Origin of the sequence: Cytobacillus stercorigallinarum, assembly GCF_014836495.1 — a bacterium.
GTDB classification, from domain to species: domain Bacteria; phylum Bacillota; class Bacilli; order Bacillales; family Cytobacillaceae; genus Cytobacillus; species Cytobacillus stercorigallinarum.
Genome location: NZ_JACSQT010000002.1, coordinates 464,381 through 477,173 on the forward strand (window position 1 = coordinate 464,381; position 12,793 = coordinate 477,173).

The following is a 12,793-nucleotide window of genomic DNA, read 5'->3' on the forward strand; positions in this document are numbered from 1 at the left end:
TCATCCCCTTTCAACATTTTTACCACAATCATAGCAATCAATATCATCGCTTTTGATGGCATTTCAATATTTTCACAAAAACTTTAAATCTCTTCTCTTGATTCCATGTAGCACCTTTTCTGATATAGAACAGTTAAACGATATGATAATTATTTTATAAACTAAAAACGAAGATTGATTCTTTACTTTTCAGCTTTTAGATCAACGCGATTTCTATAAAAAAGATTCAATCTTTTCATTTATTATTGATAAAAATGATCTAAACATAAATAAAACGAACAATTACTGTAATTAAACAATAATTGTTCGTTTCTGTGTGTAGCTATACTTTTTTTATTAGAAATGAGCAAAGCGTTGCTCACTTATATTTATCCTTGTTTTTCTTCTTTATAATCGCACTCCACACACTGTACTTGTACACCCTTTTTCAGCTTTTTCTCAACGAGTAATGATTCACATTTCGGACAGCTTCTTGCTATCGGCTTATCCCATGATATAAACTCACACTCAGGGTAGCGGTCACAACCATAAAAGATACGGCGCTTTTTGCTTTTTCTTTCAATGATATTACCTTCTTTACAAGTAGGGCATTTCACACCGATTTCCTTAACAATTGCCTTCGTATTGCGACACTCCGGAAAGTTACTGCAAGCCATAAACTTGCCATAGCGCCCCATTTTAAATACCATCGGGCTTCCACATTGTTCACAATCTTCACCTGCAGGCTCATCTTTAATTTCTATTTCCTGCATTTCTTTCTCTGCCACTTCTAATCGTTTTTCAAAACCTTGGTAAAATTCATCAATAATTTTAACCCAATTTTCTTTTCCCTCTTCAATATAATCCAGATCTTGTTCCATTTTTGCAGTAAATTCTACATCTAATATCTCAGGGAAAAACTCCATTAATAGTACGGAAACGACTTCTCCTAATTCAGTTGGGACAAAACGTTTATTATCTAATGTTACATAGCCACGCTTCTGAATTGTATCTAGCGTCGGTGCAAAAGTTGAAGGTCTGCCTATCCCAAGTTCTTCGAGTGTTTTGACCAACCTTGCTTCTGTATATCTTGGAGGTGGTTGGGTAAAGTGTTGTTTCGGTTCGATATCCTTCTTAACGACTTTATCTCCCTCTTTTAAATTAGGGAGCATATTAGATTTTTCTTCCGTCTGATCATCTGTTCCTTCGACATACACTTTCATAAACCCAGGAAATTTAACCTTTGACCCGTTTGCTCTAAATGTCACTTGACCATTGATTAAATCTACACTCATTGTATCCATAACAGCAGGAGCCATTTGACTAGCAGTAAAGCGTTCCCAGATTAAGCGATATAAACGAAGCTGATCTCTTGAGAGATGCTCTTTCAATGAATTTGGTTCCCTTAATATACTCGTAGGTCGGATGGCTTCATGTGCATCTTGAGCATTAGCGTTTTTCTTTTCTTTCCTTTTTGATGCCGGTAAATATTCTTTACCATATTGGTTTGTAATATATTCAACTGCTTCATTTTGAGCAATTTCAGATACTCTCGTAGAATCTGTTCTCATATACGTGATTAAACCGATTGTACCTTCTTTTCCTAAATCAATACCTTCGTAAAGCTGCTGTGCAAGCATCATTGTTTTCTTTGCTCGGAAGTTTAATTTTCTTGCTGCTTCCTGTTGAAGAGAAGACGTAGTAAAAGGGACTGCTGGATTTCTCTTTCTCTCCTTTTTCGTTACATCTGTCACTTCAAACTCATTATTCTTTAGCTCTTTTAAAACCGCTTGCACATCTTCTTCAGACTTCAACTCAAACTTTTTACCATTTAGCGCAAAAAAGCTTGCATCAAACGCAGATTTACCTTTGACAAATTCGCCATCGATGCTCCAATATTCTTCTGGTTCGAACTGGTTAATTTCCTTTTCTCTATCAAGAATTAAGCGAACAGCGATTGATTGTACACGACCGGCACTAAGCCCTTTTTTAACCTTTTTCCATAGTAGCGGACTAATATTATAGCCCACTAACCTGTCTAGCATTCTTCTTGCTTGTTGGGCATCAACTAAATCCATATTAATCGCACGTGGATGTTTAAAAGATTCTTTGATGGCATCTTTTGTGATTTCATTAAATACGACACGGCATTTTGAATCAATATCCATATCTAAGCTATGTGCCAAATGCCAAGCAATTGCTTCCCCTTCGCGATCGGGGTCAGCTGCGAGGTAAATTTTCTTTGCCTTTTTTGCAGCTGTTTTTAACTCTTTTAGTACTGGTCCTTTACCTCGAATGGTTATATATTTTGGTTCATAATTATTCTCTACATCTACACCCGTCTGGCTCTTAGGTAAATCCCTTACATGCCCCATGGATGCTTTCACTTTATATTTTTTCCCCAAGTATCTTTCTATTGTTTTTGCTTTCGCTGGGGATTCTACGATTACTAGAAATTCTGACATCCAGTTGTCCTCCTCAAGAGGGAATAAATTTGCTAAACCCGCTGTTTCTTTCATTTTTAGATAAATGTTTTTATGTTTATTGTTATTTATTGACCATTTTCTACCTATTTAAATGCTCAATAGTATTTGTTCTTTGAAATATCCACTATTATTAATCAATCTATTTAGCTTTGTCAAATCTAAACTGCGACTATCGCATCTCAAATTGTTGTCTGACAAACAAACTTCTGAAGCAAAATGTATAACAGTTTTTCAATAATTTCAACCTTTTTCATAAAAATTCCTGTAAAAATTATGATTTTTGCCCCTAATATACCAGCTCTTCTATAATATCTTCTGCAGAAAGTATTAATTTCGCCCCATGTTGTATCAGTTCATTTGTTCCAGAGAAAAAAGGTGAAAGAATGCCGCCTGGTACTGCAAACACATCTCTTCCTTCTTGAACAGCAAAGTTAGCGGTAATGAGAGATCCGCTTTTACTTTTTGCCTCAATGACTAAAGTTGCACGGCTAATACCACTAATTATGCGATTTCTCATCGGAAAATGCCATCTTTCCGCTTTTGTGTGCGGTGGATACTCTGATAAAACAAGGTGATGACGAGACATTTGCTGAAATAAATGGCGGTTACTGTTTGGATACATATGAAAAAAACCACTTCCCAATACCCCAATTGTATGCCCACCTAAGTGCATAGCTACTTTATGAGCATGGGCATCAACTCCATTTGCTAAACCACTTGCGATAATAAATCCTTTTTTTATGAGTGTTGGAAAGATTTCTTCGATTACTCTCGCACCGTATTCAGTCATATTTCGGCTTCCGACAACAGATAGAATTGGTTTTTTATTTAATATAGACAAATCTCCTTTTGCATAAAGAAACCAAGGTGGCTGATACGTTTCCTTCAAAAGCTTAGGATAATTTTCATCCATTATAGAAATGATTTGTATATCGTTGTTCACATACTGTGAAAGTAGCTCTTCCATGTTTAAGGAATGAATTTCATCATTAATTTTTTTCCTTGTATCTGCAGTTAGAAAGTGAAAATAAGGGAGAGGTTTTTGTTGTTGAAAAGAGATAGAGGAAAGGGAAGGATCCGCTTTTACAATTTGATATAGTGTTTTCCACGACACAGAGCGACAATGATGAAGGGTGAGTAATTTAGTTGTCAACAAATCATGCATTATAACACACTCCTTTTTCTTAATTTTTAGTTAATTATTTTATTTAATAAAGTCCCCTTTATTGAAAAGGGGACTCTTTTATTAATTAATGCGTTTTACATTTATCATATAGATCTGTTTCTTTTAACACTTTAATAAGTGTTTCACCCATTACTGAAGGTGTGTCAGCTACTTGAATTCCACACTCGTTCATTACACGGATTTTTTCATCAGCTGTTCCTTTACCACCAGAGATAATCGCACCAGCATGGCCCATACGTTTTCCTGGAGGCGCTGTACGACCACCGATAAAGCCAACAACAGGTTTATTCATGTTCGCTTTTACCCACTCAGCAGCTTCTTCTTCTGCAGTTCCACCGATTTCACCAATCATGATAACTGCATAAGTTTCAGGGTCATTATTGAACTCTTTTAATACATCGATGAAGTTTGTACCATTAACTGGGTCTCCACCAATACCTACAGCAGTCGTTTGTCCAATTCCAGCTTCTGATAATTGGTGCACTGCTTCATAAGTTAATGTACCTGAACGTGAAACTACGCCCACATGACCTTTTTTGTGAATGTATCCTGGCATAATACCAATTTTACATTCGTCTGCTGTAATAACACCTGGACAGTTAGGTCCAACTAGACGCGTTTTCTTACCTTCCATGTAACGTTTCACTTTCACCATATCAAGTACTGGAATGTGCTCCGTAATACAGATAGCAAGATCTAACTCAGCATCCGTTGCTTCCATGATTGAATCTGCAGCAAAAGGTGCTGGAACATAGATAACAGATGCAGTTGCACCAGTTGCTTCAACAGCTTCTTTCACAGTATTAAAAACAGGTACACCTTCGACTTCCATGCCACCTTTACCAGGAGTCACACCGCCGACAATTTTAGTACCGTATTCAAGCATTTGTTTTGTATGGAATAGCGCAGTTGAACCAGTAATTCCTTGTACAATCACTTTTGTATCTTTATTAATAAATACGCTCATGTTTTTTTCTCCTTCCTGATTTCCGTATCTCAGAAATAATAACTAAGGCACAACGCCCATTATCATTTTTTTTCGTCATCTACCTATAGGTCTTATCCTACAAGTGATACGATTTTTTGCGCGCCGTCAGCCATAGAGTCTGCTGCAACGATTTCAACATCAGATTCAGCAAGAATTTTCTTACCTAAGTCCACATTTGTACCTTCTAAACGTACAACTAGAGGAACTTCTAATCCAACTTGTTTAGCCGCTTCAACAACACCTGTAGCAATAACATCACATTTCATAATTCCGCCAAAGATATTAACGAAAATACCTTTAACATTTTCATCAGAAAGGATAATTTTGAATGCTTCAGTTACTTTCTCAGCAGTCGCACCGCCCCCAACATCAAGGAAGTTTGCCGGATCGCCGCCATAATGCTTGATAATGTCCATTGTAGACATAGCAAGGCCCGCACCATTAACCATACAACCAATGTTGCCGTCAAGTGCGATATAGCTTAAGTCATATTTAGAAGCTTCAATTTCTTTTGTATCTTCTTCTTCTAAGTCACGCATTTCTAAAATGTCTTTACGACGATATAATGCGTTGCTATCGAAGTTTAATTTTGCATCAAGGGCCATTACTTTACCGTCCCCTGTTACAACTAATGGGTTAATCTCAGCAATTGAACAATCTTTTTCTACATATGCTTGATAAAGACCCATCATAAATTTAACAGCTTGGTTAACAAGCTTTGTAGGGATATTAATATTAAAAGCAATACGACGTGCTTGGAACGCTGTTAATCCAACAACAGGATCAATTTCTTCTTTGAAGATTTTCTCTGGAGTAGCTTCTGCTACTTCTTCAATTTCTGTTCCGCCTTCTTCAGAAGCCATTAGCGTTACACGTGAAGTTGCACGGTCTAAAACTAGTCCAACATAATATTCTTTTTGAATGTCGCAACCTTCTTCGATAAGCAAACGTTTTACTTCTTTTCCTTCTGGTCCTGTTTGGTGAGTAACAAGCGTTTTACCTAGAATTTCTTCAGCATATGTACGCACTTCTTCCAAGTTTTTAGCTACTTTTACTCCGCCAGCTTTTCCACGTCCACCTGCATGGATTTGCGCCTTTACAACACATACGTCTGTACCTAATTCTTTTGCGGCTTCTACTGCTTCTTCAACAGTGAATGCTACTTTACCATTTGGTACTGCAACCCCGTATTGTCTGAGGACTTCTTTTCCTTGATACTCATGTATATTCATTTCCCATCCTCCTAACTAACTCTTCAAAAAATTAGACTGCGTTTACATTTTATATAATGTGACAAAAGTTGTCTACAGTATTATCTGAAATATTCAATCCTCGGATTCGATACTTATTCAAAAAAAGCGCTTTAAGCCTTTATCTCATCGCATTTTTTCTATTTTAAAAAAATATTATTGTTTACAACTACTCCACCTTTTCAAAAAATTGAATAATTACAATACCCTTACTTTGGGGTACTGGTATTTGGAAAAGAATGACTATCGACTCAGTAAACGCACGCCATTATTTTACTCCTTTCGCCTTTCGGTCTACTTGATAAATAAACGCAAAAACTTCTGCAACTACTTGATATAGCTCTTCAGGTATTTTTTCATTCATATTTAATTTTCCTAGTACCTCTACTAACGAGGGATCTTCTTGAATGGGTAATTCATGCTGTTGTGCAACAGTTATAATATTTTCTGCAATGAGCCCTTTTCCTTTAGCAGAAACAACTGGTGCATCCATCTTTTCTGAGTATGATAGGGCAACCGCTTTTTTGGATCTTTGTCCATTCATATTCGCATATCAACACCTATTATTTGAATTGGATTGGTTGTATCCTTCTTTTCCTCTTTCATTTTACTTGTTATTTCAGAAAAACTAATTTTCGTTAATTGGTAATTCATTTCGTTCAATTTACTTTTAATCAGCTCTTCAAATGGCTTCGTATCTGGAAGCAGTCTTGTATTTTCAATTGATAGATTCATCGTGATTACTCTGTTTTGAATCTGCAATTTTATAAAGGTTTCTCCCAATGTTTCCATATTTAAATGAAATAGGACCCGACAGAAACTTGGATCAATCTCTCCATTCTTTTTACTTTTACCTGACCACTGCATTGAAAGAAGTTTACTAAATGGGCCTAGTGGAAATGGCAACTGCAGGGCAAAATGTGAGAGTCCATCTGTATCAGAAGAAAGTAACTGCATGCCAGTGATTTTATTTAATAACTCTTTTGCAGCTTCAGTCAGTGCAGGTTGCTGAATATCTTTGAGCAACTGTAATATTAGCGGTTTAATAGCATGAATGTTTATATGCTGCTTTTCATTCATTTGCTGTTCATATGTTAAACCGAATAAAGCTAATATTTGCTTTAGTTCACCCTTTATCATCACTGGCGTATGTAATTGCTGCCTGGTTTCTTCCGCTATATTATACAATAGCTGTTGTGTTTTTGAATAAGCGCTTTTATTTAAGGTTTCTAGCACTTGAAGTTGTTCATTTAAACGTGAATAAATATTTATAAGTGGTGATGAAGTTTGCTTGATGGGAGTTGACGAATGATCATATAATTTCGCCAGACCATCCTTTATTAAACTTGTTATCTGGTTAGCATTTAAAGGCAAAGTGATTTCTCCATTTTTTATGCTAGCTTGTAACTTAGTACCACTCTCCCACGCAAATGAGAAAGCGTGATTTAATTTTGTTAATGTGAGCAAAAAAGGGGCCGTTTGTTTTTGTATACCCCTGCTTTGTATATCTTGTAAAAGGGTTAATATTGCTTTATTTTTTTCATCTGATCTGGTATATAACAGTTGCTGAATGATTTGTTCTTCACTGCTTTTCGGTGAAAATACACCTAACTTTTGTAACAAGGAGAAACTTTCTTTTGCTTGAACGCTATTTTTCAACCAGCCATCCATTAAACTAGTTAACATTTTATCGTTGAATAGATGGTTAAATTTAGTTAATAAGTGATCAAGTGTTTGAGCTGTTTCGTTATTGAGATAGGGCGTAAGCTTATGCTGAAGATTGTTTATGGCAAACGTGATTGTTCGCTCATTTTTAATGCTATGTACGGCGTTGAAAACATCTTTAGTTAATGGCAATCTTCTATCTAGAAGTGTTTTAAATACAGCAATATCTTGTTTTGTATCACCCGTCATCCAAAGAGTAAATGATTTTACAAGCGATTGATTAAGCGGAATCTCTCGACTTTGAAACCATTTAACGAGCTTAAGCTTTTCTTGTGTAACCTTTATTCCCATCGTTTGTAGAATCGCTTGTGGTGATATGCCTTTTAAAAATTGATTTTCATCGATAATTTGTAAGTGAATGCCCTCACCATTTTTTTGCACCACAAACCAAATATCACTATTGTTGATAAGATTAATTGAGGTTTTCGCAAAAATCTTCTGGGCCCCTATTTGAATTTCAGCCATGTTTTCCTCATTCACCTTTAAAACTTTGCCCTTTAGCAATTGCCCTGGCCGCAACATGAGAGGCTGGTTTTTTATTTGATCTCTTGAAACCAGCGTTAATTCATTCACTTCCACTAACCCTATCCCCTTCTTTTGTCAATTAGAAAATCCTTAACTGGCGCAAAGCTACGGCGATGAATCGGAGATATTCCTGTTTCTTCAATTGCACGTAAATGTTCCTTTGTACCGTAGCCCATATTATTCGCAAATCCATAGGCAGGATATTGTTTATCATAATCTTTCATCAAGCTGTCACGTTCTACTTTTGCTACAACTGAGGCAGCAGCAATACTAATACTCTTGCTATCACCCTTTATGATTGATTCACTCGGATAAGGTGTGTTTAATTTAACGGCATCAATAAGCAAAAAATCAGGTTGCGTTTGCAAACGATTGATCGCATTCATCATCGCTTTTTTTGATGCCTCTAAAATATTCATTGTATCAATCTCATGATGATCAATCATACATGTTGAAACAGCAGTCGCTTCTTCCATAATTCTTTCATAATAATACAAGCGTTTCTCTTCAGAGAGTTTTTTTGAGTCATCAATACCTATAAGCTGAATGTTCTCAGGTAAAATAACGGCGGCGGCTACAACCGGTCCAGCTAACGGACCTCGCCCTACCTCATCTACCCCGGCAATCAAACGATAACCTTCACTATGAAATCGCTTTTCATATTTTTGCATGCACTCGTACTTCTTTAGTAATGCCCCTCGTTTTTCTATTTGCTTATCCCAGCGTCCTAATGCTTTTTGCACGCCTTTTCTTTCATCTAATCTTAATGTTTTTATGTATTCATTTTCTATATCACTATTCTTTAATAATTGCTCTATTTCTTTAATCGATTTCATGTTTGCATTCTCCTATTTCATCGACAGATTGGTCAAATTCTTAAATACTTGCATTCATAGACGAAAAAATAAAGGCCTATGATTAAGACCTTTATAAATCGGATAATGTACTAACTATATTCTTCTTTTTCGTTCATTGAACACATTACTCTTCATCTATTATATCTTTTGGACTTTCTAATGTTAAGCGCCCAAATTTTTCTGAGCGGAACTCTCTAATAATTAGCTCTGTCACCTTATCATAATCAACCGTACCACCGCTCACTAGACAGCCTCTTTTTTTGCCAATTTCATCGAATAGTTCTACGATTTCTTCAGGAAGCTCATTCAATTGATACCTTTCTACTAACTTCTCTGGGTAGTGTTCTTTCAAAAACCTTAGGGCATAAACAGCAATATCTTGTAAGTTTAAAATCGTATCTTTAATCGCACCAGTTAATGCAAGCTTTAAACCAATTTCTTGGTCTTCGAATTTCGGCCATAAAATCCCCGGCGTATCGAGTAGCTCCATCTCTTTTCCAACTTTAATCCAACTTTGCGCCTTCGTAACACCAGGTTTATTACCTGTTTTAGCGATATTCTTCTTTGCTAAGCGGTTGATTAAAGTTGACTTACCTGCATTTGGTATACCGACTATCATCGCTCGTATGGCTCTCGGTCTTATACCCTTTGCTCTTTGCTTGTCGAATTTCTCTTGAAGTAATTGTTTTGCTGCCAGAGTAATCTCCTTCATGCCCTGGCCATCTTGTGAATTGATACTAATTGCTGTTAGCCCTTTGCTTTTAAAATAGTCAATCCACTGTTTTGTGAGTATAGGATCTGCCATATCTGCTTTATTAAGCAATACTAGCCTTGGCTTTTGTTGAATAATCTGTTCAATCATTGGATTTCGTGAGGATAGAGGAATCCTTGCATCAACCAATTCAAAAATAATATCGACTAACTTTAACTTCTCTGTTACTTCTCGTCTAGCTTTCGCCATATGTCCTGGAAACCATTGTATTGTCATTACTTATCATCACCTTTATATTCACATTTCAAATTTACGCTTTATTAAGCATTAAATTAAACTACTACTAGGTACTAAAAAAACACAATCATGGCGCTTGTTTTAGAAAAGGGTAACCCTATTCTTTAGTTAAGAGAAATCAATCACTCATCTTAAGCGCCATATTGTGTTTTAGATGTTATCATGCAAATCTACTTAATTAATCTAATATCCTCAATCGGCCAATAAATAATTCCAGCAGTTCCTAATACATCTTCCATAGGAACTGGGCCAATATGACGGCTATCTTTACTAAAACGGCGATTATCACCCATCACAAACAAATGGCCTTCAGGCACTGTTTCTTGGCCGATTTTCTCTTCTAGAGTAAATGGCTCTGTTAATGGACCGTCAGCTACTTGTTGCTTATATTCGTCCAGATATGGCTCCTCATAAGGTTCCCCATTTACGTATAATGTATCATCCTTATATTCAATTTTGTCTCCAGGTAAACCAATGACCCTTTTAATATAATCTTTATTTTCTGGTGCATGAAAAACAATGATATCAAACCGATCAGGCTCTCCAATTTTATAACTGAATTTATTGACAATCATACGGTCTTGATCATGCAGTGTTGGCATCATTGATAATCCGTCTACCACTATCGGTGCAAAAAGAAAATATCTAATAATTGCTGCTAGCAAGACGGCGACAACTAATGCCTTTGTCCATTCCCATAATTCACTTTTCTTCTTAGCCATCGTTTCCCCACCATTCTTTCTCTTTTAAAAGCATAGCCACTTATACAGTTTCGTTTTTATTCTCTCGATCATTGACATACTCTTATTTTATACATAAAAGAAGTAGACGATGCAACTATACAATGAACTATTGTTTGATTTAGTAGAATCAAACTGCTTCTTAACTTTACCAATACTGAAAAAACAGCTTATAAGTATGTTATTATCATATCAGAAATGAGAAATATGTATAGAAAAAGAGCTTGTAAAAATACAAGCTCTCCTTTCTTCATTTTAACTAAGGTAAAATAAGTTGAACTAATATACCTTTTGTTAAACGGATTATCGAATTTCTTTAATACGAGCTTTTTTACCACGTAGGTTACGTAGGTAGTAAAGTTTCGCACGACGGACTTTACCGCGACGAATTACTTCAAGCTTCGCAATTTTAGGTGTGTGTACAGGGAATGTACGCTCTACGCCTACACCGTAAGAAATCTTACGAACTGTGAAAGTTTCGCTAATTCCACCACCACGACGCTTAATCACAACTCCTTCGTATACTTGGATACGCTCACGAGTTCCCTCTACGATACTAACGTGTACACGTACAGTATCACCAGGACGGAATTCAGGTAGATCCGAACGAAGTTGTTCTTGAGTGATTTCTTGAATTAATTTATGCATCGTTTTCAACTCCTCCCAAGACGCTCATGCAAACCATTTGTGTTTCAGCGGAACATCGTTATCAGACAAAAGGCTTTTTAACAAGCCCAAGTCACAAAGATTATAATACCATATCATACGGAGAACATCAATGTTAAATCTGTTCTTTTTTTATTTCTTCTAACCAAGTCTTTTCTTGATCAGTCAAATCTATGTGTTCAAGTAAATCAGGGCGACGTTGATACGTTCGCTTTAACGATTCCCTCTGTCGCCATTGTTCAATATGAAGATGATTTCCTGAAGTTAATACGTCCGGGACTTTCAATCCTCGAAAATCAGCTGGTCGCGTATAATGAGGGTGTTCAAGCACCCCTGTACTAAAGGAATCTTTCATATGTGACTCTTGGTTTCCTAAAACATTAGGTAATAACCTTACCACACTGTCAATGACAACCATAGCTCCTAATTCTCCACCTGTTAATACATAATCACCAATGGAAATTTCATCAGTTACAATATGTTCACGAATCCGTTCATCATAACCTTCATAATGTCCACATATAAAAATAAGATGCTCACTTTCGGCAAGCTCTTCAGCCTTTTTCTGTGTATACCTTTCACCTTGAGGACATAGAAGAATAACGCGAGGATTGGTATCACTTTTACTCTTTATATCACTGACAGCATCAAAAATCGGCTGTGGTTTTAATACCATACCCGCTCCGCCACCATAGGGATAGTCATCGACTGTTTGATGTTTATTATCCGAATATTGCCTAAAGTTTACTACATTATAGGATGCAGCACCTGCATCACTTGCTTTTTTTAAGATAGAGTGACCGAATACACCTGTAAACATTTCTGGAAATAGAGATAGTACATCTATTTTCATTATAATAGCCCTTCTAACAAATCGATCATAATCTTCTTATCGGTGATATTTACTTCCTTTACGACATCAGCGATATAAGGAATGAGGATTTCTTTTTTCTGCTTACCTTTAATCACCCAAACATCATTCGCACCTGGTGAAAGAATTTCTTTAATTTCGCCAAGCTCTTCGCCATCCATCGTATAGACTGTACATCCAATGATTTCGTGATAATAAAACTCGTCTTCTTCTAATTCACTCAATTGCGATTCATTTACTTTTAAAATGCCACCTTTAAGCTGTTCAGCTTCTTGCATACCAAAGACCTCTTCAAAAGTAAGTAAATCAAAAGACTTATGTGTGCGGTGGGATGAGACGGTTAATTCTCTCCCTTGTTTATTATCAGGCATAAATAAAGTCAATTTATTTCCTGGTGAATAGCGTTCTTCTGTAAAATCTGTTCGAGAAATGACGCGAACTTCACCACGTACACCATGGGTATTTACAATTTTACCGACATTAAACCATGTTTCCATTTTCATACTCACCT

Annotated in this window: 12 protein-coding genes; all 12 read right to left on the reverse strand. The window is 36.3% G+C overall.

Going from position 1 to position 12,793, the window contains the following annotated elements; genetic code table 11:
• Positions 1–368: 368 nt before the first annotated feature.
• Positions 369–2,444, reverse strand: a complete 2,076-nt coding sequence (gene topA, locus H9655_RS06820) for a type I DNA topoisomerase (RefSeq protein WP_191812256.1) — start codon at positions 2,442–2,444, stop codon at positions 369–371.
• Between the two features lie 307 nt (positions 2,445–2,751).
• A complete protein-coding gene (dprA, locus tag H9655_RS06825) occupies positions 2,752–3,630 on the reverse strand; it encodes a DNA-processing protein DprA (RefSeq protein ID WP_191812258.1) in 879 nt (292 codons plus the stop codon).
• A gap of 85 nt (positions 3,631–3,715) precedes the next feature.
• Positions 3,716–4,618, reverse strand: coding sequence for a succinate--CoA ligase subunit alpha (sucD, locus tag H9655_RS06830; protein WP_191812260.1), 903 nt, complete (start codon positions 4,616–4,618; stop codon positions 3,716–3,718).
• A gap of 92 nt (positions 4,619–4,710) precedes the next feature.
• The gene (gene sucC, locus H9655_RS06835; protein WP_095369543.1) at positions 4,711–5,871 is read right to left on the reverse strand and encodes an ADP-forming succinate--CoA ligase subunit beta; all 1,161 of its coding nucleotides are present in this window, start codon (positions 5,869–5,871) and stop codon (positions 4,711–4,713) included.
• A 286-nt stretch (positions 5,872–6,157) separates the two neighbouring features.
• Positions 6,158–6,433, reverse strand: a complete 276-nt coding sequence (locus H9655_RS06840) for an EscU/YscU/HrcU family type III secretion system export apparatus switch protein (RefSeq protein ID WP_191812262.1) — start codon at positions 6,431–6,433, stop codon at positions 6,158–6,160.
• Positions 6,430–8,193, reverse strand: a complete 1,764-nt coding sequence (locus tag H9655_RS06845; RefSeq protein ID WP_191812263.1) for a hypothetical protein — start codon at positions 8,191–8,193, stop codon at positions 6,430–6,432. Before H9655_RS06845 ends, H9655_RS06840 begins: the two co-directional genes overlap by 4 nt.
• Positions 8,194–8,198: 5 nt before the next feature.
• Positions 8,199–8,975 (reverse strand): ribonuclease HII, encoded by a 777-nt coding sequence (locus H9655_RS06850; RefSeq protein WP_191812266.1) that lies wholly within the window; start codon positions 8,973–8,975, stop codon positions 8,199–8,201.
• 145 nt (positions 8,976–9,120) lie between these two features.
• A complete protein-coding gene (gene ylqF / locus H9655_RS06855; protein WP_191812268.1) occupies positions 9,121–9,984 on the reverse strand; it encodes a ribosome biogenesis GTPase YlqF in 864 nt (287 codons plus the stop codon).
• 191 nt (positions 9,985–10,175) lie between these two features.
• Positions 10,176–10,727, reverse strand: a complete 552-nt coding sequence (gene lepB / locus H9655_RS06860) for a signal peptidase I (RefSeq protein WP_095369548.1) — start codon at positions 10,725–10,727, stop codon at positions 10,176–10,178.
• A gap of 321 nt (positions 10,728–11,048) precedes the next feature.
• Positions 11,049–11,393, reverse strand: a complete 345-nt coding sequence (gene rplS / locus H9655_RS06865; protein ID WP_095369549.1) for a 50S ribosomal protein L19 — start codon at positions 11,391–11,393, stop codon at positions 11,049–11,051.
• A gap of 133 nt (positions 11,394–11,526) precedes the next feature.
• The gene (gene trmD, locus H9655_RS06870) at positions 11,527–12,264 is read right to left on the reverse strand and encodes a tRNA (guanosine(37)-N1)-methyltransferase TrmD (protein WP_191812270.1); all 738 of its coding nucleotides are present in this window, start codon (positions 12,262–12,264) and stop codon (positions 11,527–11,529) included.
• The gene (gene rimM, locus H9655_RS06875; protein ID WP_191812272.1) at positions 12,264–12,779 is read right to left on the reverse strand and encodes a ribosome maturation factor RimM; all 516 of its coding nucleotides are present in this window, start codon (positions 12,777–12,779) and stop codon (positions 12,264–12,266) included. The genes trmD and rimM overlap by 1 nt, the downstream gene beginning before the upstream one ends.
• Between the last annotated feature and the right edge of the window lie 14 nt (positions 12,780–12,793).

What these genes read in the sequence shown, in the direction of transcription:
- lepB (WP_095369548.1), bottom strand. Translation starts at nt 10,727, where the DNA reads ATGGCTAAGAAGAAAAGTGAATTATGGGAATGGACAAAGGCATTAGTT.
- rimM (WP_191812272.1), bottom strand. Translation starts at nt 12,779, where the DNA reads ATGGAAACATGGTTTAATGTCGGTAAAATTGTAAATACCCATGGTGTA.
- H9655_RS06850 (WP_191812266.1), bottom strand. Translation starts at nt 8,975, where the DNA reads ATGAAATCGATTAAAGAAATAGAGCAATTATTAAAGAATAGTGATATA.
- rplS (WP_095369549.1), bottom strand. Translation starts at nt 11,393, where the DNA reads ATGCATAAATTAATTCAAGAAATCACTCAAGAACAACTTCGTTCGGAT.
- sucC (WP_095369543.1), bottom strand. Translation starts at nt 5,871, where the DNA reads ATGAATATACATGAGTATCAAGGAAAAGAAGTCCTCAGACAATACGGG.
- topA (WP_191812256.1), bottom strand. Translation starts at nt 2,444, where the DNA reads ATGTCAGAATTTCTAGTAATCGTAGAATCCCCAGCGAAAGCAAAAACA.
- sucD (WP_191812260.1), bottom strand. Translation starts at nt 4,618, where the DNA reads ATGAGCGTATTTATTAATAAAGATACAAAAGTGATTGTACAAGGAATT.
- trmD (WP_191812270.1), bottom strand. Translation starts at nt 12,264, where the DNA reads ATGAAAATAGATGTACTATCTCTATTTCCAGAAATGTTTACAGGTGTA.
- H9655_RS06840 (WP_191812262.1), bottom strand. Translation starts at nt 6,433, where the DNA reads ATGAATGGACAAAGATCCAAAAAAGCGGTTGCCCTATCATACTCAGAA.
- dprA (WP_191812258.1), bottom strand. Translation starts at nt 3,630, where the DNA reads ATGCATGATTTGTTGACAACTAAATTACTCACCCTTCATCATTGTCGC.
- ylqF (WP_191812268.1), bottom strand. Translation starts at nt 9,984, where the DNA reads ATGACAATACAATGGTTTCCAGGACATATGGCGAAAGCTAGACGAGAA.